20 protein-coding genes are annotated in these 25795 nt (G+C 65.4%); 10 read left to right on the forward strand and 10 right to left on the reverse strand.

Translation table 11 applies throughout. The features are described from left to right. The first annotated feature begins 41 nt into the window (after positions 1-41). On the forward strand, positions 42-1133 hold the full coding sequence (locus tag ASE49_RS07720) for an acyltransferase family protein (RefSeq protein ID WP_056770094.1): 1092 nt from the start codon (positions 42-44) through the stop codon (positions 1131-1133). Here the strand turns inward: ASE49_RS07720 and ASE49_RS07725 are convergent. From ASE49_RS07725 to ASE49_RS07735, 3 genes are all read right to left on the reverse strand, one after another. After that, complete coding sequence (locus ASE49_RS07725; RefSeq protein ID WP_056770096.1) at positions 1130-1918, reverse strand: sulfite exporter TauE/SafE family protein; 789 nt, start codon at positions 1916-1918, stop codon at positions 1130-1132. The two genes, ASE49_RS07720 and ASE49_RS07725, sit on opposite strands and share 4 nt — an antisense overlap. Further along, the gene (locus tag ASE49_RS07730) at positions 1918-3297 is read right to left on the reverse strand and encodes an ATP-grasp domain-containing protein (RefSeq protein WP_056770962.1); all 1380 of its coding nucleotides are present in this window, start codon (positions 3295-3297) and stop codon (positions 1918-1920) included. Before ASE49_RS07730 ends, ASE49_RS07725 begins: the two co-directional genes overlap by 1 nt. Before the next feature lie 212 nt (positions 3298-3509). Further along, the gene (locus ASE49_RS07735) at positions 3510-4586 is read right to left on the reverse strand and encodes a BON domain-containing protein (protein ID WP_056770098.1); all 1077 of its coding nucleotides are present in this window, start codon (positions 4584-4586) and stop codon (positions 3510-3512) included. A gap of 278 nt (positions 4587-4864) precedes the next feature. On the opposite strand from ASE49_RS07735, the gene ASE49_RS07740 reads away from it, so the two are divergent. Beyond that, a complete protein-coding gene (locus tag ASE49_RS07740; protein ID WP_056770100.1) occupies positions 4865-8521 on the forward strand; it encodes a PAS domain S-box protein in 3657 nt (1218 codons plus the stop codon). A gap of 94 nt (positions 8522-8615) precedes the next feature. After that, positions 8616-8999, forward strand: a complete 384-nt coding sequence (locus tag ASE49_RS07745; RefSeq protein WP_056770103.1) for a response regulator — start codon at positions 8616-8618, stop codon at positions 8997-8999. Positions 9000-9018: 19 nt separating this feature from the next. Here ASE49_RS07745 and ASE49_RS07750 read toward each other — a convergent pair whose 3' ends face one another. Then, positions 9019-9696: an energy transducer TonB gene (locus ASE49_RS07750; RefSeq protein ID WP_235522878.1), complete on the reverse strand. Its 678-nt coding sequence runs from the start codon at positions 9694-9696 to the stop codon at positions 9019-9021. A gap of 258 nt (positions 9697-9954) precedes the next feature. Between ASE49_RS07750 and ASE49_RS07755 the strand changes: the two genes are divergently transcribed. The 7 genes from ASE49_RS07755 to ASE49_RS07785 all read left to right on the forward strand — a co-directional run bounded on the left by ASE49_RS07755 (position 9955) and on the right by ASE49_RS07785 (position 17571). Next, a complete protein-coding gene (locus ASE49_RS07755) occupies positions 9955-10692 on the forward strand; it encodes a PepSY-associated TM helix domain-containing protein (RefSeq protein WP_082456357.1) in 738 nt (245 codons plus the stop codon). A gap of 14 nt (positions 10693-10706) precedes the next feature. After that, positions 10707-11210 carry a DUF2271 domain-containing protein gene (locus tag ASE49_RS07760; RefSeq protein ID WP_056770109.1) on the forward strand — a complete coding sequence of 168 codons (504 nt, stop codon included), beginning with the start codon at positions 10707-10709 and terminating at the stop codon, positions 11208-11210. A gap of 33 nt (positions 11211-11243) precedes the next feature. Then, complete coding sequence (locus ASE49_RS07765) at positions 11244-12158, forward strand: DUF4198 domain-containing protein (protein ID WP_056770112.1); 915 nt, start codon at positions 11244-11246, stop codon at positions 12156-12158. A gap of 5 nt (positions 12159-12163) precedes the next feature. Then, a complete protein-coding gene (locus ASE49_RS07770) occupies positions 12164-13144 on the forward strand; it encodes an FAD:protein FMN transferase (protein WP_235522879.1) in 981 nt (326 codons plus the stop codon). A gap of 124 nt (positions 13145-13268) precedes the next feature. Further along, positions 13269-15680 (forward strand): TonB-dependent receptor, encoded by a 2412-nt coding sequence (locus tag ASE49_RS07775; protein WP_056770113.1) that lies wholly within the window; start codon positions 13269-13271, stop codon positions 15678-15680. A 98-nt stretch (positions 15681-15778) separates the two neighbouring features. Next, positions 15779-16459, forward strand: a complete 681-nt coding sequence (locus ASE49_RS07780) for a Fe2+-dependent dioxygenase (RefSeq protein WP_056770116.1) — start codon at positions 15779-15781, stop codon at positions 16457-16459. Next, positions 16456-17571, forward strand: coding sequence for an alpha-hydroxy acid oxidase (locus ASE49_RS07785; protein ID WP_056770971.1), 1116 nt, complete (start codon positions 16456-16458; stop codon positions 17569-17571). The genes ASE49_RS07780 and ASE49_RS07785 overlap by 4 nt, the downstream gene beginning before the upstream one ends. Positions 17572-17578: 7 nt before the next feature. Here the strand turns inward: ASE49_RS07785 and ASE49_RS07790 are convergent, their stop codons facing one another. From ASE49_RS07790 to ASE49_RS07815, 6 genes are all read right to left on the reverse strand, one after another. Then, positions 17579-18199 carry a Crp/Fnr family transcriptional regulator gene (locus tag ASE49_RS07790; RefSeq protein WP_056770119.1) on the reverse strand — a complete coding sequence of 207 codons (621 nt, stop codon included), beginning with the start codon at positions 18197-18199 and terminating at the stop codon, positions 17579-17581. 138 nt (positions 18200-18337) lie between these two features. Next, complete coding sequence (locus tag ASE49_RS07795) at positions 18338-21658, reverse strand: glycosyltransferase (protein WP_056770121.1); 3321 nt, start codon at positions 21656-21658, stop codon at positions 18338-18340. A 104-nt stretch (positions 21659-21762) separates the two neighbouring features. Further along, positions 21763-21969: a hypothetical protein gene (locus ASE49_RS07800; RefSeq protein WP_156370192.1), complete on the reverse strand. Its 207-nt coding sequence runs from the start codon at positions 21967-21969 to the stop codon at positions 21763-21765. A 2-nt stretch (positions 21970-21971) separates the two neighbouring features. Further along, positions 21972-22724: an AcvB/VirJ family lysyl-phosphatidylglycerol hydrolase gene (locus tag ASE49_RS07805; RefSeq protein WP_056770125.1), complete on the reverse strand. Its 753-nt coding sequence runs from the start codon at positions 22722-22724 to the stop codon at positions 21972-21974. Further along, a complete protein-coding gene (mprF, locus tag ASE49_RS07810) occupies positions 22721-25339 on the reverse strand; it encodes a bifunctional lysylphosphatidylglycerol flippase/synthetase MprF (RefSeq protein WP_056770127.1) in 2619 nt (872 codons plus the stop codon). Before mprF ends, ASE49_RS07805 begins: the two co-directional genes overlap by 4 nt. Further along, positions 25336-25773: a DUF2147 domain-containing protein gene (locus ASE49_RS07815; protein ID WP_056770129.1), complete on the reverse strand. Its 438-nt coding sequence runs from the start codon at positions 25771-25773 to the stop codon at positions 25336-25338. The genes mprF and ASE49_RS07815 overlap by 4 nt, the downstream gene beginning before the upstream one ends. Positions 25774-25795 lie beyond the last annotated feature (22 nt).

Below are 25795 nucleotides of genomic sequence, written 5' to 3' on the forward strand. Positions count from 1 at the left end.
GGCTTGTCTAAGCGGAAAATGCCAAGTCCACGGAGACCCGTTTGCCTGAAAGTCCTCCTGCCGCGACGCAACGCCGATCGGATGCCATCCGCATCGCCCGTGTCGTGTGCATCACCGGTGTCGTCTACGTTCACGCCTGGACCGGCCTTGACGGGCACCAGCTGGAACTGGCGCGCAATACTCCGCAGGAGATCCTGCGCTGGATCCTGATGGAAGGATTCGGCCGCAGCGCGGTGCCGCTGCTGGGCCTCATTTCCGGCTGGCTGGTGGCCGGCTCCGCCCGCACGCAGGACTGGCGCGCGCACATCGCGCGCAAGGCGCGCACGATCCTGCTGCCGATGGTGCTGTGGAACGCCATCGCCATCGTGCTGGTATCGGGCGCGGCATGGCTACTGGACCTGAAGGCACCGCAGCCGCAGTCCCTGGGCTGGGTGATCGGGGAGCTCTTCATCGTCACCCATCCGCCGGACATCAACGTGCAGATGCCTTTCCTGCGCGATCTGTTCGTGTGCATGATGCTTGCCCCGCTGCTGGTGCGCCTGCCCACCAAAGCGCTGATGCCCATAGCTCTGGTGGCCGGGGCGTGTCATGTGCTGGCTCTGGGCCCACCCTTTATCCTGCGGCCTTCCATCCTGATGTTCTTCACCTTCGGCATCATGGCGCGCCGCGCGGATGTGGCGGAACGGGCCGCGCACTGGCCGTTGTTGCCCATCCTGCTGCCGTTCGCGATCCTGATGCCCGCACACCTGATCCTTTCCATCGGCACCTCCAGACCGTTCGAGGGCGTTAGCGCCAACGCGCTGGATCTGGGGCTGCGCATCGCCGCATCGCTCGCGGCGTGGCGGCTGGTGTGGGCACTGGCGCGTTCCCACATTGCACCGCCGCTGCTGCGGATCGAGCCGTACATGTTCTTCTATTTCTGCGCCCACCTCATCATAGTGTGGCTGGGTGGACCGTTGATCGGGCACCTGACGGGGCCATTGGGCTCTCCGCTATATCCGATCTACCTGATCGCCCAGCCGCTGCTGGTGCTGGGCGTGGTGATGGTCGTTGCGCGCACGCTTGCGCGCGTGGCCCCCCGATCGGCGGGCGTGCTGAGCGGCGGGCGTCTCGATACCGCGAAGATCGGCTAAAACCGTTCGAGGATCGGCGAAGGCGCCAAGGCCAGGCCGATCAAACCGGACAGACCCAGCAGCACCATGACCGCCCCGATCCATTGCGTCAGCATGCGGGGCGAGGCACGCCGGGTGATCAGCGCGCCGATCGGTGCGGCGATCACCCCGCCGATCAGCAGCCCTGCTGCAGCCAGCGTGAATACATGCACGCCAAGCTGCTCCATGAAGGCAGACAGCACGGTGACGGTCACGAAGAACTCGGCCGCGTTAACGGTGCCGATCGCCATGCGCGGCGTCATCCCCTGCGCGATCAGGCTGCCGGTGGTGATCGGTCCCCAGCCACCGCCCAGCGCATCGAGAAAGCCGGCGACCAGCCCCAAGGGGCCAACCCCCCGCATGCGGTGGTAAGCCTGCGCCCGGCGCGATCCGCGCCAGATCAAATACAGCCCTACGGCAGCCAGATAGACCAGCATTACCGGTCGCACGATCGTCAGGGACCAGTGCGTCAGCGCCCAGACGCCGGCCAGCCCACCGGCAATGCCGGGAACCACGAGGCGCGCGAACAACGGCCAGTCGACATTGCGCTGCAACGCATGAGAAAGACCGGAAACACCCGTGGTGAACCCCTCTACCACATGGGTCAGCGCCGAGGCGCGAGCTGGCGGTAGCCCCAGCAACGCCAGCAGTGCATTGGACACGACACCGAACGCCATGCCGATCGCGCTATCGACCAGCTGCGCCAGAAAACCCACGACGATGAACGGCGCCAGCGCCGCCCAAGGGATGGCCGTATAGTCGATCATCACCCTGCCCCCGATCCCTTGCGCCGCCGCGCCGCGCCGCCCCTGAAGCGGCCCGCCGGCGCGGTGAGCAGAAACAGGACGGGGAAGCACAGCGCCAGTAGCGACAGTGTGCCGCTGATAACCTTCTCGCCAGCCACCAGCCACGGCAGCACCGCCGCCCACAAGGCAACACCCAGAACGATCATCAAGGTGCGCTCCTGCGCGCGGTCGTTCAGATCGGCAAGGTCGGTCTTGATCCGGCCTTCGAACAGGCTGCGCAGGCCAACCCCGGTGGGGCTGCGGCGATCGACCAGGGGACGCGGAAAGCTGGCCTGCACCAGACAGCTGATGCCCGTGGCCAGCATCCGCAAGCCCACCGCGCTGGCGAACCGGCGAAATTCGGTGTTGCGATCGCTGATCGCGCGCAGCCCGGCGCGCCCGCCAAACACCATGTCCGCCAGTGCGGTGCTTTCCGCCGGGGCGGGCGTATTCGTGCGCACGGCATCCTGAGTGGAGACGATCCACTGCAGGATGGCGCTGGGCACGTCCATCCCGGTCGCCCGTTCCAGCCCCTGAAACCCCGGCGCGGAGTTTGCCTCGCAGATGCGGTAGCCGGTCTCGTCGAACAGGATGTCGATCCCGGTGATGTCCAGTTCCAGCACGTCGGCGGCCTGCACCGCCAGTTCGGCCATTTCCTGCGGCGGGTTGTACGCCACCCCCACCCCGCCCAGCGAGACGTTGGACTTGAACCCGCCGGTCAGCGAGCGGCGCTCCATCGCCGCGACCACGCGCCCGCCTACCACCAGCACCCGAACGTCGCGGCCGTGGCTGGCGCGCACGTAGTGCTGGAGGATGAAGTCCGCCTTGGCTTCGGCGCTTTCCAGCAGCCCGGCCAGATCCTCGAACTGGCTGCGATCCTCGCACTTGAGCACACCGGCACCGCGCGTGCCCTTCAGGGTCTTGACGATCACCGGGAAGCCCAGCTCGCGCTCCACCAGATCGATATCGATCGGGAAGGTGCCCAGCATCGTGCGCGGGATTGGCAGGCCGGCCCGGTTCAGGGTCTGCAGAGTATGCAGCTTATCCGACACGGTTTCGATCGTGGCCGGACCATTGATCAGCCTCACGCCCCGGCGTTCCAGATGGCGCAGCAGCGCCAGAGTCAGGTAATCGGTTTCCGCGCCCGTGCGGCAGATCACAAAATCGGGCTTGTCTACGCTTTGGCCCTGGTACTTGATGCCCCAGTCACCGCCGCCGCCCACCACCATTTCGAAACGGTGGGGCTGGAAAACGTGCATCTCGATGCCCATCGCGCCAGCCGCTTCCTGAAAGCGGAAGACTTCGGGCACTTCGGGGATCGCGGGATCGAGATCCTGCTGAAAAAGAATCCAGCCGCGCAAATCGTTTTTCCGTTCCTGAGCAGACCGCCGATCGCCACTGCGAGACAACATTCGCCTGCGAGCGCCGAGCGGGCAAAAGCGTTCACGGACAATCGGTCGGCTGCTCATCGAAAGCAAGCCTTTGCATGTCCGGTCGTGCCGCAACCTCGGTGACAGCCACAAAAAAGGGGAGCCGCGATGGGCTCCCCTTTCCGTCTGGCCTGATGACAAGCTCAGGTCGTTGTGCTGGACGAACCCGAAGTGCCCAAGCTTGTGTTCGAAGCACTGGTCGATCCCGTGCCGGATGTGCTGGTCCCAGGCGTGGATGTGCGGGACGTTGACGTGTGCGCGTACCCAGGTGTGGTGCTGCCCGCGGTCAGGCCGGACTGAGACCCGGCATCCTGCACGCGCAGATTGTTCTGCACATGCTTGGCACCGGTCACATCGTCAGCCAGATCTTCGGCGCGGCGCTTGTCCTGACGACTGCCGACACTGCCTTCCAGCGTCACTTCACCGTCCTTGACTGTCACCCGCACATGGCTGGCATCGAGCCGCCAATCGTTAGTGAGGGCATCGTTCACGTCTTCACGAATGCGATCGTCAGAGCGAGTGTAGTCCGAAGGGCCGCGTCCGCGATGATCCTGCTCACGCCGACGCGCTGCATCCTCATTGCCGAACCAGCTGGCGATCTCATCACCCGCCTTATCGAGGAAGCCACGGTGATGCCCGTACTCGCGCCATTGTCCGAAATCACGATTGCCAGAATCGCGATCATCAGTGCGATTGGACCAGCTATCCGGACCCCAGCTAGGGCGATAGCTGTTGCTGGGCGCCGCGCCGCCGCTCAGCGCACTGCCACCGCGCGAAAAGTCGCGCCCGCCGAAGTCTTCGCTGGTAAAGTTTGCAAAGTCGTTGCCGCCGCTAGCGTCATAGTTTGGGGTGCGATAATTTTGCTCGCGGTTGCCGGAAAAACGATAGTCGCGGTCGTTGCCGTAATCGCCGCGATCGCGATGTTCGCCATAGGCCCGCGGGGCGCGCGCATTGTAGCCGCGCTCTGACCATTCGTCAGCACCGCGACCGGACGAGCCCCAGGATGTACGGCTCTGACCGCCGCCCGCGTAGCGACCTTGCCGGCCATCATCGCTGTTGTAGGCATTGGTCCGCTGTCGATCCGAGCCGGTGCCTGATCCGGTTTGGCGGCTGCCGTCGCTCTGCCACTGGTTGGCCTGGCGGGAGGAATCCCAGTTATCATCTTCGCTGCGATAGCCACCGGCCTGACGGCTGCCATAATCCTGATCGCGATCGGTCATCGACACTCTCCTAAATCGGTTTTGTGGCATGTATGGGCGAACAGGTTTGTTCTTCCATTTCATGATGTTGAGTAAACGGCCCGCGCGGCGGGACGATCCACCGCCCGGCGCACCCGGGCGCTTATCTGTCGCACCGCGATACGCTGCATCGAACAGTGCTTTTGTAATTGCGTTTACCAGAAGCAAACAGGGGAACCAATGTCGCGGGACCGAGTTTAGCGGGCACGATCGGTCGTCAGGAAAACCCTGTAGCGGCGCATGGGGGATGTTCATAAAATATGTTGCGTGACCGCGATGGCCACGGGTTCATGGGGCTCGACGGCGATCTTGCGCGTCGGATCGCGGCATATGACTGGGCCGGCACATCAATTGGCAGCATAGCCACCTGGCCCGCCTCCTTGCGCCAGACGGTGGCGATGATGCTGCCCTCGCCCATTCCCCTCGTCCTGCTGTGGGGCGAAGACGGGGTGATGATCTACAACGATGCCTATGCCGCCTTTGCAGGAGCGCGTGACGGCATCCTGCTCGGCTCCAACGTGCGCGACGGCTGGGATGAAGTTGCCGACTTCAACGATAACGTGATGCGCGTGGGGCTGGCGGGCAGAACGCTAAGCTACCGAGACCACCTGCTGACCCTGCATCGCCACGGGTATCCCGAACAGGTCTGGATGAACCTGGACTATTCCCCGGTCCTTGGCGACGACGGGAAGCCGGCGGGGGTGATCGCCATCGTGGTGGAGACCACCCAGGCTGTGCGCACGCGCGAAGCGCTGGCTCAAAACGAAGCGCGCCTGAGCTTTCTCGACCGGTTGGGGAAGGCGCTTGCCGATTGCGGCGACGCTGACCAGGTGCTGCAGGTCACCACCCGGATGACGGCGGAACATCTGCATATCCCCAGTTGCGCCTACGCCGACATGGAGGAGGACGGTGACGGATTCACTATCAGAGGCAACTGGCATGCGCCGACAATGCCTTCAATCGTCGGGCATTACCGCCTTTCCGCGTTCGGCCGACGCGCGGTAGAGGATCTGGCGGCGGGCAGGCCGCTGATACTGAACAACAACGCGCGCGAATTGCCGGACGCGGACGCCGCCACCTTTCAGCAGATGGGCATTGCGGCCACGATCTGCATGCCCCTGATCCGCGATGGTCACCTGACCGCGCTGATGGCCTTTCATGACGACAAGCCGCACGCTTGGACGGATTACGAGCTGAGCGTCATCCGCGAGGTCACAGAGCGATCGTGGGCGCATGTTCAGCGCGTGGCAGCGGAAGGATTGCTGCGCGACCGCGAGCGGTATCACCGCCAGATTCTGGACGGCACCAGTGACTACGGCATCATCGCTGCCGACCTTTCCGGCAACGTCACCTTGTGGAACGCCGGCGCGACGGCCATGCTGGGATGGACCGAAGCGGAAATGCTTGGCCAACCTATCGACAAGTTCTTTACCCCCGACGATCGCGCGTGCGGGCGGCCAGCCGCAAAGCGGATGGAGGCACTTGAACAGGGCCGGGCGCTGGATGCCCGCTGGCACCTGCACAAGTCCGGCAGACAGTTCTGGGGCCTGAGCGAAATGTCGCCGCTGCGCGATGATACGGGCAAGGCCGTTGGCTTCGTCAAGCTGATCCGGGATCGCACGGATGAGTACGAAGCGCAGGAAGCCCTGCGCCTGAGCGAAGAGCAATTGCGCCGTGCCCAGGTCGCCGGCGGCGTAGGGCTGTTTTCCGTGGACATCACCGGCAACACCATCCACGGCACCGACGAATTCTGCAGGCTGTTCGGCCTGGCACCGAATGCCGCAATGACGCCAGCGGATTTCGAGAACGTCGTCGTTCCCGAGGACCGCCATCTGGTTTCCACCCAGCAGCGCCGTGCCACCGGGAACGCGGCGCTGGATGTGGAATACCGCATCCGGCGTGCCGATACGGGCGAGGAACGGATCATCGCGCGCAAGGCCGAATTCGAGATGGGCGCCGACGGCACGCCCTTGCGCCTGATTGGCGTGGCGCAGGACATCACCGAGCGCAGACGCACGCAACTGGCTCTGGAAAAAAGCGACGCCCGGTTCAGCACCCTTGCCCAGAACATGCCGATCCAGGTGTGGACCGCGCGGGCCGACGGCCTGCTGGACTGGTTCAACGACCGGGTATTTGCCTATACCGGCCTCGCGCCCGGCGCGCTGGACGGCATAGGCTGGGCCAGCATCATTCATCCGCAGGATCGCCCGGGTGCAGTCAAGCGATGGGCGCAGTGCGTTGCCTCCGGCGAAATCTTCGATGCCGAATTGCGGCTGCGCGATCGCGAAGGCAACTATCGGTGGCATTTGTGCCGCGCGCTGCCGTTCACCGATGCGCATGGCGATACCGCGGCGTGGGTTGGCACCAACACCGAGATCGAAGCGCAAAAGCAGGCTGAGGCCGCCTATGCGCAGGATCGTGACCGGTTGTGGTCGCTAAGCCGCGATCTCATGCTGGTGTGCGATTACGCCGGCATCATCACGGCGGTAAACCCATCCGCCGAACGTATGCTCGGCTGGCGAGAAGACGATATGGTCGGCCAACCGATCGGGTCGTACGTTCACCCCGACGATGTGCCAGCGACCGCAGCCGAAGTCACGAAGCTGTCGGCTGGCATCAAGACTATCGCGTTCGAGAACCGCTATCGCACGAACGATGGGGGATATCGGCTGCTTGCGTGGACCGCCGTGCCCGATGATGGCCGCATTCATGCCGTGGGCCGGGACATAACCGAACAGCGCGCGGTCGAGGATGCGCTGCGGCAAAGCCAGAAGATGGAAGCGGTCGGCCAGCTTACCGGTGGCATCGCACACGATTTCAACAACCTGCTGCAAGGCATCACCGGCAGCCTGGACGTGATGGCCGCGCGCCTAAACAAGGGCCGCACCGACGATCTTGTCCGCTGGTTGTCGGGCGCCCGCACTTCGGCGGAGCGGGCAGCAGCGCTTACCCATCGCCTGCTGGCCTTTTCTCGCCGCCAGCCCCTCGATCCACGCCCAGTGCGCGCCAACCCGTTGATCGCCTCGATGGAGGACATGCTGCGGCGAACGCTGGATGAGCATATCGAACTGACGTTCGGCCTCGCCGAAGATTTGTGGCTGACGCGTTGCGATCCCAACCAGCTAGAAAGCGCCATCCTCAACCTCGTCATCAACGCGCGCGATGCCATGCCGGCTGGCGGGAAGCTGTTCATCGAAACAGCCAACACGCACCTGGATAGCCGTTATGGCGCGCTTGCGCGGGACGTGAAGCCTGGCGACTATGTGTGCATCGCGATCACTGACACCGGCACTGGTATGGACAGCGACACGGCGGCCCGTGCCTTCGAACCGTTCTTCACCACCAAGCCGCTCGGCCAGGGGACGGGGCTTGGCCTTTCGATGATCTACGGCTTTGCCCGCCAGTCCGAAGGCCATGCCCGCATCTATTCAGAGGAGGGGATCGGCACCACCATCAAGCTGTATCTGCCGCGGTATCACGCCACGGACCAAAACGGGACAGAGGGCGATGCGCAGGAATCGAACACGCAAGCCATGCTCTCGCCGGTGGGCAGCGGTGAAGTGGTGCTGGTGGTCGAGGACGAGCCGGTCGTGCGCGGCCTGATCATGAACCTGCTGGCCGAGCTTGGCTACCGCGCGATCGAGGCCAGCGACGGACCGTCAGGGCTCGCAATTTTGCAATCGGATCAGCGCGTTGACCTGCTGGTTACCGACATCGGCCTGCCCGGCCTTAATGGTCGTCAAGTGGCTGATGCTGGCCGCGCCGTGCGGCCTGGCCTCAAGGTTCTGTTCATGACCGGCTACGCAGAGAACGCGGCAATGGCTTCAGGCTTTCTTGAGCTCGGCATGACGATGATCACCAAGCCCTTCGCGATGGAGGTGCTGGCGACCAGGATTCGTGAGATCGTGGAGGGTTGAATGTCCTCTTGCTCACATTTGCCAGTGCTGCCAATAGCCTGATCTACCTTGCGTCCACCAGGTAACACAAGTGGCGCACCATCGAGGACCGTGAATGTCGGAACAATCATCCAAGTTCGAAGGAATGCGGGTGCTGGTGGCAGAGGATGAATTCCTCGTCTCCATGCTGCTGGAGGAAATGCTCGACGATCTGGGCTGCACGGTGGTGGGCCCTTACGCCGAACTGTCCGCGGCGCTGGAAGGCGTGCGCGCCGCCGAGTTCGACGTGGCCGTGATCGATCTCAACCTTGCCGGCGAAAAGGCCGATCCGATAATCCACGAACTGGCCGCCCGCGCAGTGCCCTTCGCGATCGCCAGCGGCGGCTCGGACACGCAGACAGGCCAGACGCCCACGGCGCTGCTCAACAAGCCCTACAGTTCCGCCGAACTGGAAGAGACTGTCCACGCCCTGCACGCAGCGCTGCGCGGCAACGCCTGAGCGCGCGGCGCAGCGCTGTTCAAGCCAGCACGAACGGGATGGTCACATAGCCCCGCACCATCGTTGCCGCGCCGCCGCTGATCGTGGGTGACCAGCGCCAGCGCCGCACCGCCTGCAAGGCCGCACGATCCAGCCGCTGACTGCCGCTGCTGGCGGCCAGCTGAATATCCTTTACGCAGCCATCGCTCCCCACCACCACCAGTAGCTTGACGGTGCCCTGCTCGTGCGCGCGCCGGGCATCGATGGGATAGACCGGCGGCTTGGCGAACAGCACTTTGCTGGACAGGTCGCCCGCCTCCATCGTCGTTGCCGCAGCTTGTGCGGCGGGAGCCAGTGCCGCCGGCGCCTGGGTGGGCTTGGCCGGCGTAACGACGGGCGCCGGTGCGGGCGGCGCATCCACCATGATCTGGGTCGGGCCCTGGCTGGGCAAGGCGATCATAGGCTTTTGCGCAACGGGAGATGCAAGCGCCTCATGCGGCGTGTCCGGCTTTGCCTTCGGCGGCGGGGGTGGCGGCGTGACGTCCAGATCGTGGACGTTCACCACCGTGAGCCGGCTGCGCTCTTCATGCGTACCGGCCACGTTCAGCGTCACCAGTCCCGCCGCCATCGCCAGCATCGCCCCGGCCGATCCGATCAGCGCCAGCGGCCGCGATCCCGCAGACGGGCGATAGACGGCGCGCTGATGATTGACTGGCAACCGCGCGCGCCCGGCTACGCCCGCATGCTGTTCAGCGGTGGGCTGCCTGGCAACGGGCAGCGCTGTCGGTTCGGGAAGAAGCGGACGCCGATCCAGGGCCGAGGCAGCATGTGTCGCCAATTGTAAACTCCGGCTAATCTCTATTGCGAGTCATTTGCATATACATTAGGCAACGGTTCGTCCAGCGGCTTCGCGGCTGGATCGGTGCTCATCGTCCGGCGCGATCGCCGGGCCTGCACTTATGGGGAAAGTCACATCTTGGACGCGGCCGACGCCTTGGAAATACCTGCCGGTGAAGCCCAGCCATCCGCTCATCGTGACGCGGCAAGCCGCGGCACCACCGCGCCTGCGCGGAAGGCTTCGGGCAAAGCCGCAAAGCGCAAAAACAAGAAGGTCCGCGCCTTCTGGCTAAAGCAGTTGCACACCTGGCACTGGGTCAGCGCGGCGATTTCGCTTGCAGCGATGCTCCTGTTCGCGGTGACGGGCATCACCTTGAACCATGCCGCGTCCATCGGCGCGCAGCCGGTCACCACGCAAAGCCATGGCCGGATCGCCCGGTCGCTGCTGGTGCGGCTGCCCGCCGCCGGCAGCGCCACTGATCCCCTGCCCGCCGATGTCGCCAAGGCCGTCGCCGCCGTCGTCCCGCTGGACCCGGCAGGACGCGCGGCGGACTGGTCGGCGGATGATGAGGTCTATGTGGCCATGCCGGGGCCGGGCCGCGATGCCTGGGTCACGCTGGACCGAACCACCGGAGCGGTTGCCGCCGAAGTGACCGAGCGCGGCTGGATTTCCTACCTCAACGACCTGCACAAGGGCCGCAACACCGGCACCGCGTGGTTCTGGTTCATCGATTTCTTCGCCGCCGCCTGCGTGCTGTTCACCCTGACCGGTCTGCTGCTCCTCCAACTTCACGCCCGCCATCGCCCGATGACCTGGCCGCTGGTGGGCCTCAGCCTGGCCGGCCCGGTGATCCTGGCCATCGTGTTCATCCATTGACGAGAAAGCCCGTGATGAAATCATCCTCCCTAACGCCCGCGCTGCCGCTGCTGGCCACCGGCGCCGTGCTTACCCTTGGCGCAGCCACGCCTGCCCTCGCCGCCTCGGTCACGGTGACCATCCCGCAGGTCAAGGTGGCGGAATATCACCGCCCCTACGTTGCGGGCTGGATCGAACCGGCGGCCGGCGGCGACGCGCGCACCGTGTTCTTGTGGTACGACGTGAAGAAGCGCGGCAACGAGCCGGGCACCAAGTGGCTGGCGGACCTGCGCACCTGGTGGCGCAAGGGCGGGCGCGGGCTGAAACTGCCCGCCGACGGCCTTAGCGGCGCGACCCGCGCGCCGGGCACGTACACCATCCCGATCCCATCCAACCTACCCAAGGGCCAATACGTCTTCAAGATCGAGGCCGCGCGTGAAACCGGCGGACGCGAACTGGTGTCCGTGCCGTTCGTCGTGCCCGCCCGTGGCGCTTCGGCGGCGGGACATACCGAACTGGGCGCGGTGACGATCCGCTAGGCCTTTCGCTCCATTCCAGAAAGGGGATCATACATGAGCTTCCGCACACTTCTGCTTGCCGGCGCACTGTCATGCGCGCTGGCGACGCCCGCCCTCGCCCACCGTCAGTGGCTGCTGCCGTCCACCAGCACGTTGGCCAGCACCGGGGAATACGTCACCATCGACGCGGCGATATCGAACGACCTGTTCTACCCGGACCATTTCGCGATCGATCCCGCGCAAGTGTCGGTCTGGGCGCCGGACGGCACCAGCGCGCAGATCGAAAACCCCGCCAAGGGGCGCTATCGCGGCACGTTCGACGTGGCGGTGAACAAGGCCGGCACGTGGAAGATCGGCATGGAGCGGTCGGCCATCATGGGCACGTTCAAAGTAGACGGGCAGGAATGGCGCGTGGGCGGGCGTGGACGCCCGGCTGGTGGCCCCGGCATGGCACCGGGTGTGGGCATGCCGTCCGGCCCTGCACCTGCCAACGCCGCCAATGGTGCCGGCCCCGGCTCCGGCCAGCCTCCGCGCATGGTGGCCAGCGTGGCTGACATCCCGGCCAACGCCACCGACGTGGCGCTGACCGAAACCCTATCGCGCAACTTCGTGTACGTGACGGCGGGCGAACCGACCAAGCCCGCGCTCACTGGCAAGGGTCTGGAGTTCGATCCGGTCACCCACCCGGATTCGCTGGTCCAGAACGAGGACGGCCGTTTCCGCTTCCTGATCGACGGCAAACCGGCGGCGGGCGTGAAGATCACCGTGGTTCCGGGCGGCAAGAAGTACCGCGAGGCTGAGGAAGCGCAGGAACTGACGACCGGGGCCGATGGCACGGTCGCCGTCAAGTGGCCGGTCGCCGGGTGGTATTGGCTCAACGCCAGCGCGCAGGACACCAAACCTTCGGACAAGCGGGCCAGCACGCGGCGCATGGCCTTCACCACCACGCTGGAAGTGGTCGCGCCCTGAAGCCTGTGCGCATCGCCGTTCCCGCCGAGATTGACGCAGCCGCGCTCGCCACATGGTCACGCGCTGCGCCTGTCATCACGCTGGACGGCGAAACCATGGGGACCACGTGGCGGGTGAACCTCGCCAGCCCGCCGGGTTTTGATGCGGGCGTCCTGTATGCGGCGATCACCGTGCGCCTCGCTGAGATCGTGGCGCAGATGAGCCACTGGCAGGCCGATTCCGCACTGGGGTGCTTCAACCGGGCAGCGGCGGGTGCGGAATTCGCAATCGCCCCCGATTTCGCGACGGTGATGGAGGCCGCGCTATCCGTCGCCACGCGATCGGGCGGCGCCTTCGACCCCGCTATCGGCGCGATCGTCGATCTGTGGGGGCATGGCCCGGTTCGCGTCCACCGTGTGCCGACCCCGAACGAATTGGCGGCGGCCATGCAGGCGTCGGGCTTCCGGCGGCTTGCGTATGACCCCGTGCGCCGGATGCTGCGCCAACCGGGCGGGCTGCGGCTCGACTTGTCCGGCATAGCCAAGGGCTTTGCGGTCGATGCGCTGGCGGCGCTGCTGCGCGGACATGGGTGTCACCACGCGCTGGTGGAGATCGGTGGCGAACTCGTCGGGATGGGCCTCAAGCCCGATGGCGATCCGTGGTGGGTGGATCTGGAAACGCCAGTTGCCGGCCTGCCACCCTTGCGCCTCGCGCTGCATCAATGCGCCGTGGCGACGTCCGGCGATTACGTGCGTGGCTGCCACACGATCGATCCGCTAACCGGCCTGCCGGTTACGCACGCCGCGTCCGTCAGCGTGGTCCACGATTGCGCCATGCTCGCCGATGCCTGGGCCACCGCGCTGGGCGCTGCACCGCCTGCGGCGATGCAAATCATCGCCACCCGAGAAAAGCTGTGCGTACGCGCCTTGATCCGTGACACCGGGGTGGTGCGCGAATGGATCAGCCCTGCGCTTGCTGCCCTAATCGAGCCTGCAGCCGCGGTGTGAGCAGGCTCGACACATCGTGTTCGCAAGAGTTGTGATCAAAAAGCGACAAATGTAAAATTTGACTCTTGCTACTGCGAGTGACTCTCAATATCAGCCCGATCGTCAGAGCTTCAGAGGGGAAGACATGTCGATCAAGTCCAAGACGGCCGCGCGCCGCACGTTCCTTGCACTATCCTGCATCGCACCGGCCTTCGCGCCGGTTGCGCAGGCCCAGCAGGCCGAGGGCGCGGAACGCAGCCTTGGCGGCGTGACGGTCACCGATACCGCGATCACCGACGAGCCGGGCCGCACGCTTGAATCGCCCAAACGCACCCGCCCCGTCCGCGATACACCGCAGACCATCACTGTGCTGACCAGCGCCGTGATCGAGCAGCAGAACCTGCTGACCTTGCGCGACGTGCTGTCCACGGTTCCGGGCATCACCTTCGGCGCGGGCGAAGGCGGCACTGGCCCGAACGACAACATCACGTTCCGCGGCTACAGCGCCAGCAACGACATCACCATCGACGGCGTGCGTGACAGCGGCCAGTACACGCGGACCGATCCGTTCGACACCGAGCAGATCGAAGTGACCAACGGGGCGAACTCGGTCATCTCCGGCGCCGGATCGGTGGGCGGCAACATCAATATCGTCACCAAGCGCCCCAAGGCCGAGGACGCGTACGTCGCCACCGGGGGCGTGGGCACCGACAACTATTACCGCGCCACCGCCGACATGAACACGCGCGTCAACGACCTTATCGCCGTGCGCCTCAACGCAATGTGGCACCGCAACGATATTCCCGGCCGGGACATCGAAAACTACAAGCGCTGGGGCGTAGCGCCGGCGATCACCATCGGTATCGACAGCCCCACGCGGCTGACCGTGCAGTACGTGCATCAGGAAGACCGCAACATTCCGCAATACGGCGTGCCGTACTACAACGGCAACATCGTGCCCGGCGTCGATCGCAGCGACTATTTCGGCTACCGCAACGTAGATCGCCAGCGGCTGAACACCGATCAGCTGACATCGATCTTCGAACACGAATTCAGCGACGAGGTATCCATCCGCAACCTGGCGCGCTGGCAGGATACCCGCCAGCTGACGATCGTCGATCCGCCGCAGGGCACCTATTGCCTGTCCTCCGGGGTCACCCCGCTGGGTGCGGCCTGCACGGTGAACATCGGCACTACCGCCGCGCCGAACACGGTCACCGTTCCTGCGGGCTATTACTATGCCACCGGCCCGCGCGGCACCACGCGCCACACCCACAACCAGCTGATGTTCGACCAGTTCGACGTGAAAACGGTGTTCAACACCGGCGCGATCGAGCACACGGTGAACCTGGGCGCTGCCGCCACCTGGGAAAAATACGACCTTTCCAACGGCAATTCCCTGCGCAACGCGGACGGCACCGCCGGCTTTACCCGCCTCCCGCTCATCAGCATCGCCAATCCCTACGATGTGGTGGCAGGCCCCGCCTCGTCCGCGTTCACGTATGGCAGCAACGTATATACAGGCGCGCTCAACTACATCGAAAGCGGCCGCCAGACCGGCGAGCAGACCAATATCGCCGCCTATCTGTTCGACACCATGAAGCTGGGCAAGCTGGAGCTTAACGGCGGCGTGCGCCTGGAACGCAACACCGGCACCTTCCGTACCGATACGGTGGATACAACCACCACGGCGACCACCACGCTGGGCCGTGTGCGCCCCGGCATCCCGGTCCGCAACGCCGATACCCTGTTCTCCTACCGCGTAGGCCTGGTCTACAAGCCGGTGGAATCGGTGAGCCTGTATGCCGCTTACGGCAATTCGCGCACGCCCTCCAAAAACTCGGTCAACGGGGCTTGCACGGCGGAAGGCACGGTCAATTCCACCTGCAACATCAACCCCGAGCGCGCGACGAACTACGAGATCGGCGCAAAGGCCGAGCTGTTCAACGGTGGCCTGCTGCTCACCGCCGCCGCGTTCCGCAACCAGCGTGACAAGTACGCCGTCGTCTCGGGCGACCCGACGGTGCCGGACCAGCAGCTGGACGGCAAATCGCGCGTCGATGGCATCGCGCTGGGCGCTACGGGCCAGATCACGCCCGCCTGGTCGATCACGGCGAACTACACGTATCTGGACAGCAAGCTGCTCCGTTCGGTCTCGGACCATTGCCTGGCCAACCCCGGCACCGGCACCTGCACCAACTCGGTCGCCCTGCCCAATCCCGGCGGGAATTCGCAGCTGGTGCAAACGCCCAAGCACTCGGGCAGCCTGTTCACCACGTACCGCCTGCCGTTCGGCCTGACCGTAGGTTATGGCTTCACGTATCAGGGTAAGTTTGCGCTCAACACACCCAGCGCGGCGGCGCCGACGGTTATCCACTCCAACGACTATCTGATCCATCAGGCCTATCTGTCGTATGACTTTACGCCCAACCTGTCCGCGCAGCTGAACGTCAAGAACATCGGCGATACGCTGTATTTCACCCGTATCCGCAACAATGGCTGGGCAACACCGGGCGATGGCCGCTCGGCGGTGCTGACGGTGACGGCCAAGATGTAAGCGCGAAAGGCGCGGTCCGGTTGCCTTCGCGCATCGGACCGCGCCCACTCCGCTTCGCACCCGTTGAAAACGCTGCCGTTACGGGCCACACACCCACCATGGTCATCGAAATCCCTGCGCTGTTCGGCCCCGACGAGGTCCGCGACCTGCGCCAGACGCTGGACACTGCGGACTGGAGCGACGGGCGGCTGACCGCCGGCCATCGCGCCGCGCGGGTAAAGGACAACGCGCAGCTGGCACTGGACCACCCCGTTGCCCGCCAACTGGCTGACCGAGTGCTGGCCCGGCTGCAGCAGACGCCGCTGTTCATCGCCGCCGCGCTGCCCGCCCGCGTCCTGCAGCCACGCTTTTCGCGCTACGACGGGCGCGGCCATTACGGCAACCATGTAGACAACGCGATCTTTCCGATCCCCGGCACCGGCGAGCATCTGCGCGCCGATATTTCCGGCACGCTGTTCCTGAGCGATCCGCAGGACTACGACGGCGGCGAACTGGTGATCGAGGATACCTTCGGCACGCACAGCTTAAAGCCAGCCGCCGGGAACTTGGTGATCTATCCGGGGAGCAGCCTGCACCGGGTCATGCCGGTCACCCGGGGTGTGCGCCTGGCCTCGTTCTTCTGGACGCAGAGCTTCGTGGCATCGGCCGAGCGGCGGCGGCTGATGTTCGATCTGGACGGCGCGATCCAGTCACTCGCGGGCGATCACCCTGAACATGCGTCGATCGATACGTTGACGCAGGTGTACCACAACCTGCTGCGGCAATGGTCCACGCCATGACCGGGCCAAAGCTGGCGCCGCTGCACACCATCCCGCCCGACCTGTGCACGCTGGACGATTATGCGGACCGGGCGCAGGCCCACATGGACCCGGCGGTGTGGCGCCACGTGCAGGAAGGCGCGGGGCGCGAAATCACCCTGCGTCGCAATCGGGAGGTGTTCGACAGCATCGGCCTGTTGCCGCGCGGGCTGGCCGATGTGTCGGGCAGTACACGGATCGAACTGCTCGGGCGCACCCACGCGGCGCCGATCATGTTGGCGCCGCTGGCGTATCAACGCCTGGCCCATTCGGACGGCGAACTGGCCGTGGTCCGGGCGGCGACGGCGATGGACACCGGCATGGTGCTTAGCACGCTTTCATCCGTCACGCTGGAAGACGTCGCCGCTGCGGCTCAAGCGCTGACCGCACAAGGCGAGCAGGCCGGGCCGTCGCTGTGGTTCCAGCTCTATCAGCAGCCGCAGCGGGAGAACACGCTGGCGCTGGTGCGCCGCGCTGAAGCGGCGGGTTACGAGGCGATCGTGCTTACCATCGATGCCGGCTTGAAGCCCGCTGGCATATCGTTGCCCGACGGTGTTGCCGCGGCAAACCTTGCCGGCATGCCGCGCCCCCGGCACACGGCTACGCCCGGCGGCAGAATCCTGATGGGCACGTCACTCACCAACGGCGTGCCGGGGTGGCCTGACCTGGCATGGCTGCGCGCGGCCACCACCCTGCCGATCATAGTCAAAGGCCTGCTGCTGGGCGAGGACGCGGCGCGCGCAGTGGACGAAGGGGTGGACGCATTGATCGTATCCAACCACGGGGGCCGGGTGCTGGATGGCGTGCCCAGCGCGATGGAAGTGCTGCCCGCCATCGCCGAGGCCACCGGCAACCGCATTCCGCTGCTGCTGGATGGCGGCGTGCGCAGCGGCACGGACGTGATCAAGGCACTTGCGCTGGGTGCGCGCGCCGTCCTGATCGGACGGCCACAGATGCACGCGCTGGCAGTGGCGGGTATGCCGGGCGTGGCCCATATGCTGCATATCTTGCGCACCGAACTGGAAGCCGCGATGGTTCAGCTGGGCTGCCCGCAACCCGGCATGATCGGCCCCGAACGCCTGATCTCGTTTTAAGGATGCGTCAGGCGGCGGCCAGCACGGCGGCATGCAGCTGTTCAGGCTCCGGCACGATCAGCGTCTTGCCGCTGAACTGCACCAGCCCGCGTTGCCGCAGATCGCCCAGCACGCGATTGACGTGCACCGGAGTCAGCCCCACCACATCGGCAATGTCCTGCTGGGTCAGGGGGATCGTGCAGCGCCCGCCGATGGCCCGGCCCACGTCATGCAGACGGCGATGCAATTCGGCCAGCAGCGAGCCGACCCGCTCGGTCGCAGACTTGCGCCCGAGGCCTACGATCCAATCGCTCTGGCGGTTGAGCATGTCCACCACCGCACCCAGCAGTTTCATCACGCTGTCACCGGGCTTGGCGTGAACGGTCGCCAGCGGCACCGCAACGGCGCGCACTTCCGTCAGCGCCACGATCGGCAGTTCGGAGCGGCCGGACAGCATCCACTGCGGCTCGCAATAGTCGCCCGGCAGAAATAGCGCGGTAATCTGCCTGCGTCCATCGGGAAGCAGGCAATATCGGCATGCCCAGCCTTCTTCGATCTTGTATACCGCTTCGTGAACCTCGTCCTTGCGGGCGAGATGTTCATGTCTACGAAACTGGCGAATGTCCTCGCTGTTTGAATCGGATCGCATAATGTGCTTTCGACTGGCCCCCGCCATGTCTTGTTATGGCACGATCCATCACTGTCCGAATTGATCCATGTTGGTTGCGGTAACATTAATGCCGATTTGAATGACAAGCCGCACCTGACCTGCGCCCAGTCGAGCAGTTCAGCCGGGATTGGAGGCTGCCGGGGGTGGAGAGGATACCCGCCCCGTCCGCTCCAGCTTGCCCCAGCCCACCACGAACCCGGCGATCGCGGAGGATATGGCGCGCAGCACCACCCAGTACATGATCTGGCGATAGACCAAGCGCTGGGCGACCAGCAGGTGCGCCGGATAGCGCACCCGGTTGCCGTCCAGTCGATAGGCCACCCAGCCGCACAGCACGTCCACTGCGGTAAACGCCAGCCAATATATTCCCATAGTGCCTACATCGCCGCGGGTCTGCGCCCAGCCATGCGCGGAGATACGCAGCCCGGTGCCGACGATGGAGAGAACAAGTGCAAGGTCGATCAGCGGCGAGATTGCGGCAAAGCCGATTTGGAATAGCCACGCCTGCGGCAGACCGACCAGGCCCAGACCGGAAGGCTTTTGCGTGGTGATGACCTTGCGGTGCTTCCACAGGCACTGCAACGTCCCGAATGCCCAGCGGAACCGTTGCTTGGCGAGCGCGGCAAACGTCTCGGGCGCTTCGGTCCACGCCACCGCGCGCGGATCGTAGGTGACGTCCCAGCCGGCGCGCTGGATGGCGATGGTGAGGTCCTGATCCTCGGCCAGCGTATCCTCGGGATAGCCACCCACGGAATCGAGCGCCGCGCGCCGCCATGCGCCCACCGCGCCGGGCACCACAGTCATCGCATCGAACCCTGCAAGCGCGCGCCGTTCCAGGTTCTGAGAGGTAATGTATTCCACCGCCTGCCAGCGGGTGACCAGGTTCACCCGGTTGCCCACGCGGGCATCGCCAGCCACCGCGCCCAGCTTGGGATCGATGAACCAGCGCGCAAGCCGGCGGATCGTCAGTTCCTCGAACTGCGTGTCGGCATCCAGCGCGATCACGATCTCGCCGGTCGCATCGCGCAGTGCGCGGTTCAGGGCGCTGGCCTTGCCGCCGTTCTGCAGCGTCAGCAGGGTAACGCGCGGATCGTTTCCGAATGCTTCGCGCACGATGGCGCTGGTGGCGTCCTTCGAACCATCGTCCGCAACGATGACCTGCAGCGCCGGATAATCGCTGGCCAACACGCGCGCAACGGAATCGGCGATTACCCGCTCCTCGTTGTAGGCCGGGATGATGACCGACACGCTCGGCTCGTACTGCGGCGGTTCGGGCCGTTCACGGCGGCTCTGGAACCAGGCCAGGCCGGCCAGGATCACCGCGCGCGCCATGCCGAGCGAAATGGCGACATAGAATATCCAGACCAGCGCCATGGTGACCGCCATAAGCACGACGAACGCGGCAACGTCCACACGCACGGCGGTGAGATCCGCGGTGCCCACGGCGGGCATCGCCTGCGCCTGTGGCACGCCGACCAGCTGCGAGGCGGTGACGAACTGGTAGCCTTCACCCTTGAGTGTCGCGATGATGCGCGGCAGCGCCGCCACCGTCTGCGAACGGTCACCGCCGCCATCGTGCAACAAAATGACGTTCATCGAATTTTCGGGGGTGGCCGAGTGCACCTGGTCGATCACCTGCTGATAGATAGCGTCCTCACCGGGACGCTGCCAGTCGTTCGGATCGACGTGCAGACCAACCACGGTATAGCCCGCCTGTTGCGCCTGCAGCGCCGGGCCCAATTCGTCCGGCGTGGTAGGCTCCGCGTCACCGAAATAGGGCGCGCGGAACAGTGTCATGCGCCGCCCGGTGTAGGCCTCCACCATGCGCTGGGTAGCGTTGATCTGCAGGCTGGTCTGCGCCGGGCCGGCATCGGCAAGGTTGGGGTGGGTGTAGGTGTGATTGCCCAGCTCCCCCCCGTCAGCAATGATGCGCTTGAGCAGGCTGGGGTTCGCCAGCGCATTTTCACCGATCACGAAGAAAGTGCCGGGCACTTTGGCGGCCTCCAGCGCCTCCAGAATTTTGGGTGTCCAGGTCGGATCGGGGCCGTCGTCGAAGGTCAGCGCCAGCAGCTTGGGGTTCGCGCCCCCTGCCCGCTGCACCACATAGGGTGTTGGCACCGCATCGTAGTGCTCCTGCCGGATCATCCCGTTGGCATCGAAGGTGGTTGTGCGATGGCCGTCGCGCGGGGTTGCGGTGATGCGCAGGATCTCGCCCGACCCTTCCACGTCGGCGCTTCCGATCGCCTTGGGGGTGGACAAGTCCGGGTTACCACCCTTGCGGAATGCCACCAGGTCGTTCCAGAAGCCGGAATCTTCCATGCCCAGGCGCCACAAGGCTACCGAGCCGACGCCCATCCGCCGCAGCGCCGCCATCTGGTTCCAGCTGGTCGCGGCGTCAAGCATCCAGACCGTGTGCTTCTGATCGCCGTCGTCGTAAGCGAAGCCGGCATTGCCGCTGGCAGGGTCGAAGGCAATGGGCGCGCTGCTGTCATGCGAGGCGAGCCAGGCATCTTCGATCGTCAACGCGTCGGTCTGGCCGCCGTGCCAATCATACGCGTAGCTTCCCAGCGCCACGACCAGCTTGTCATTACCGATGCGCCGCAGCGCGTTCTGCACTTCGTTGACGAACCACGCCTGCGACGCGATCGGGCCGGCGGTGCCACCTTCCCAGTGCTCATCATAAGCCATGAAGATCACTTTGTCGGTGACTTTGGCAATGGCTTCCAGCGGCCACCCGCTGTCATCGCCCGCAGGTGCGGTGACGGCAAGCTGCGCGCCCGCCGGCAAAGCGGTGTTCAATTCGCGCAGGAACGTCACGTAATCAGGCAGCGATGACTTGGGCAGCGATTCGAAGTCCATCACCAGACCGCCTTGGTGCTGCTGGTTGACCATGTTCACCAGGCGCTGCTCCAACAGCGTGCGCTGGCCCTTGTCATGCATCAGCGCTGCGATCTCATCGCCCTGCCAGCGATCGTCGCCATAGTTTTGCACCATTGGCAGAACTTTGAAGCGATGCGTGCCGGTGGCCAGAACCTTGTCGAACCGGGTATCGCTTTGCACTGAAATGTCGTGCTTGGGCCCAACGACGTTGACCAGAGCGGGCACCACCCAGTCCAGGTCGTTGCCGTGGTTTACCAGCGAGAGCAGGCTTTCATCATTGCCGGGCATGTAAAAGCCGATGCTGAGCGGCTTTTGCTGCCCGGCAGGCCGAAACTTGGGCAGCCACTTTGTGAGGTTATGCTTGAGATGAGAGCCGTGCAGCGTCGAGGGGCGCAGCGTCGGGGCAGGAAAGTTGATCACCTGCTGGCTGGGAACCGCGAAGATCGTGGTCGCAAACGCCAGCGCACCCAAAATCACCACGATCAGCAGCGCGGCCAGACCGATCCGGGCACGACGATTGCGACGGCCGGTGGGATCGTAGAAAATGGGCTTGGTCATGAATCAGCTGTCCACAGTAGGATATTGCTGCTGCAGATAGCCGCTACAGCATGTGCATCATCTGTTCGACGCCTTAAATTTTCGTCATGTTGATGCTCAGGCGCTCACCCCATCATGCCCGAGCGGAACCAGCGCCGCAGTGCCGGCATCCGCCGCAGTTCGCACCCGCACACGCGGCAGCGGCAGTTCTCGACCCCGGACGCATCGATGGTGACCTTGCCGGAGGCCAGATGCCTTTCCTCGCGGCAATCCGAAAGACCGCGATGCCGGCGCTTTGCCGGCCGTTCGATGGGAATTCCAGCTGATGCCACGCTCACAGCCTCAGGCCCGGTACGACCGCACGCAGAGCATTCACCGTTGCATCGATCAGCCGCAGATGGTCATGATCGAGGTGATGGCCGCCTGGCAACCCCACGACCTGCGCGCCCGTGCCTTTGAGCGCGGGGCACAAGCTGGCCTCTTCCTCGACACCGTAGATGCAGATCACAGGCGCCCACTTCAGCTGTTTGATTGCCGGCAGCGGATAGGCATCGGGCTTCCACAGATACGCAAATCCGCTGGGATCGGCGCGAAAGAACACGTCGAGCGCCGGCACGGCAAGATCGATCACCGCGATGCGGGGCCGCAAGTCCACGGGAAGGTGCGGTGCCACCGTGGCGACAATGTCCGAGCCGTAGGAATGGCTGAGCAACAACACCTGCTGCGCGCCGGTGCGCTCCAGCGTGGTGCGGATTGCCTGCGCCACGATCGCGGTCGCCTGTGCCTGCGTGCGGTGATGCGCGAAGGCGACGGGTGTGTTGACCCCGACCACCGGGACGCCGCGCGCCGCGATCGCCTTGGCCACGAACTCGCTCATCCCCGACGTGAACCCCATATCACCGGAAAACAGGACGGCGGCATAGCGCGGTGGCTTGGCGCCTGCGGGGCCGGACGCCGGAAACATCCGGATCTCATTCGTTCCCAACAGTCCCAGCACCGGCGCGTTCATGACGATCAGCGCCACGGCGATGATGGCCGCCACGATGCCGGCAACAGTGCGGCGGCGAATTCTTGGACGCACGATCATGCTGCCTGCTCCGGTTGATGCACATGGGCGACGGGGATGGCGCGCGGGGCGCCGCGCCGACGGGAGGGGCCGCCTGAAATCAGGCGTGAGACGTCGTGCAGTCCCTGGATCAGCCCCACCCCGTAAGGCCCGGCCACGTATCGTGGCTCCCAGCGGGGCGCGAACTTCTCCTTGTAGCCGCGCAAGCCGCGAAAGCCGTAGAACCGCTCGCCATGCCGGAACACCAGCGCGGCGGCCTTGGCCCAGGCCGGCGCCAGGTGCCGCCCCTCGATCCCGGACAGCGGCACCATGCCCAGCGTAAAGCGCTGATAGCCGCGAGCCTTGGACCACAGGAGGAGATTGGCGAACAGGAAGTCCATCGTCCCGCGCGGCGCATCGGCGCGGTGCCGCATCAGATCGACCGAGGCTTCCTGTTTATCAGCGGTGAGCCACAAGTTGGCGAAGGCCACGATGCGGTCCTCCACCATGACCAGCGCAATATCGAAATTGCCGATGTAGTCGCGGTTGAAACTGCCCAGGCTGAAGCCCTTCTCGCGCTGGCCCTTCAGTTCCATCCACTCCTGCGAAATGGCGTCAAGCTCGTCCATGATGACCGGCACCGCCGCCGCCGGCACCACCCGCAGGCGCGCACCGGCCCGCGCCGCACCGCGCTCGGACTTGCGCACGCTGCGCAGTTGCGGGGTGTCCATTTCAAAGGTCGGCAGATCGACGATCGCCTCTTCGCCGTACTTGACGATCTGCAGGCCCATCCCGATCGCCAGATCGAGCACGCCGGGGGAAATCTCGTACAGCATCAGCCGGCCCTGCTGGCGGTGCGACAAGTCCCGTATCGCCCACAGCAGTTCACCCCAGGATTCCTCCGCGCCAACCGGATCGCCCATCACGATCCAGCTGGTGCCCTTCACCTGGTACATCAGGAACGCATCGCGTGCGGCGGACAGCAGGAAGCGCTTGTCCCCCGTCAGCGCCAGCATCGCTTCGGTGCGGCTGGAGGTGGCAAGGATCGCGCTGATCGCGGGCGCATCTTCGGCCTGGCCTTCATCTTCGCGGTGGATGGTCGATGGCGCGCAAAGCCGCCACAGCGCAAACGATACCAGCAGCACGGCGCAGGCCAGCGCGGCGCGCAGGTAGCGCGGGGCATCGTCGCGCACCGCAAACTCCCACCACAAGTCATCGTTGTATGGCACGTGACGGTAAGCGAACAGGCCCGTCCACACTGCAAGGCAGGCGGCAGCGGCGATGGCGGCCACCCAGCCAGTGGTCAGCGGCTCCGCCGTCAGCGTAGTGCGGCGGTAGAACGCGCCGCGCGTCAGGTGCAGCAGCCCGGCGATGCTGAGGCAGACCACCGCTTCTTCGTAATCGATGCCCTTGGTGAGCGAGAAGAACGCGCCGGCCACCAGCAGCACGCGGGTTGCCAGGCACGCCCCGTCCAGCCGGCGATACAGACCCGGCGCCAGTAACAGCAGAGCGGTGCCGACCAGACTGGCGGCGATGTGGCTCGCCTCGATAAAGGGCAGCGGCAGCACGTCCGCCAGCGCGCCCATGCGCGCGTGGATGGCCGGCAGCGAGCCTGACAACAGCAGCATACCGCCGCCCAGAAACGCAGATGTGCTGAGCAACAGCGGCGACAGGCTGGTCGCCAGGTTCTGAAAACCTCCGACCAGCTTCGCCACCCGCCGGCTGCGCGCGCCCTCATGCCAGGCCAGCAGCAGCGCGGCGAACACCAGCGGCAGGAGGTAATAGATGATGCGATACGCGATCAGCGCCGCAAACAGCGTTGCCCGGTCGCTGGGCACCACGGCCAGCACCACCGCTTCGAACACGCCCAGTCCACCGGGAACATGGCTGACCAATGCAACCACGATGCCCAACGAATAGGCCAGCACGAAGGCCGGCAATTGCGATGGGTCGGCGTGGGGGATCAGCACGAACAAGGCGGCGGCTGCGCTGGCAATGTCGATCAGCCCGATGCCCATCTGCGATGCGATCTGGACGGGGCCCGGCAGCGGCATGGCGATGCCGCGGATGGACAGCGGACGACGCATGCGGGCAGCGGCGATCGCCAGTCCCGCCACCACCAGCAGCACGGCCGCACCCAGCAGCCGTGTCGTCAAAGCGCCCAGCACGATCGGCCCCAGCGTCAGGCCGCCGGCGTGAACAAGCATGGCGGCGCCCGCGATCGCAAAGACGCCGAACCAGAAATTGGCCGCCGCCAGCACCACCACGCGTGCCACGTCCGGCCCGTCCAGCCCGGCGGCCACGTAAATGCGATACCGCGCAGAGCCACCGGTGAGCAGCGACAGGCCAAGGTTATGGCTCAGGGTATAGCTGGTGAACGAGGCCAGCGCCGCGGTGCGCCAAGGCAACTTGCAGTCGATCACCCGCAGCGCCAGGTAATCGTAGAAGGTGAGCGCCAGATAGCTCACCGCCGTGAAGCCCACCGCCAGCACGATCTGCGTGAACGACAAGGCGTGCACCGCCGCGCGCACGTCCACATAGCGGACCTGGTGCGTCAGCGCGTTGAGCGCGGCAAACCCCAGCGCGATCACCGCGATGACCACCGCCAGCGACAGCGGGCGGCGATAGCGGGCGAACATGGCGCGCGCGCCGGTCATGCCGGCAACTGCCGGATGCGGGTCCAAATCTGCGAGCGGCAGATCAGCCCGCCCATCACGCAGCCCTTGATCTTGATCTGGGTGGGGGACACCTGCTCAAGATCGGAATCGAAGCTGCGGCCCATGTCCGGCACATAGACGGTGCCGTGCCACAGGCCCGCGCCGCTGGGGCGATAGTCCTGCAGCAACTGAATACCCAGCAGGTTGGCAACGCCTCCGCTGCGGGCCTTCTCCAGCGCGTGCTGGCTCGCCCAAACCACCCGTCCGCACAGGCCCGGCCCACATTCCCCGGTCTGCACCACGACGCTGCCTTTGGGATTGACCCAGAAACCAACGCTCATCGGCGCTGCCACCACGCCCTGCGGCACGGCTGCAAGCAGGAAGAACACGAGAGCCGCGCGAAAGACGGCACGAAGATCTGGCTTTCTGGTCATGCTGCAGGATTAGGACGGCACA

The organism is Novosphingobium sp. Leaf2 (genome assembly GCF_001421325.1).
Classification (GTDB): Bacteria; Pseudomonadota; Alphaproteobacteria; order Sphingomonadales; family Sphingomonadaceae; genus Novosphingobium.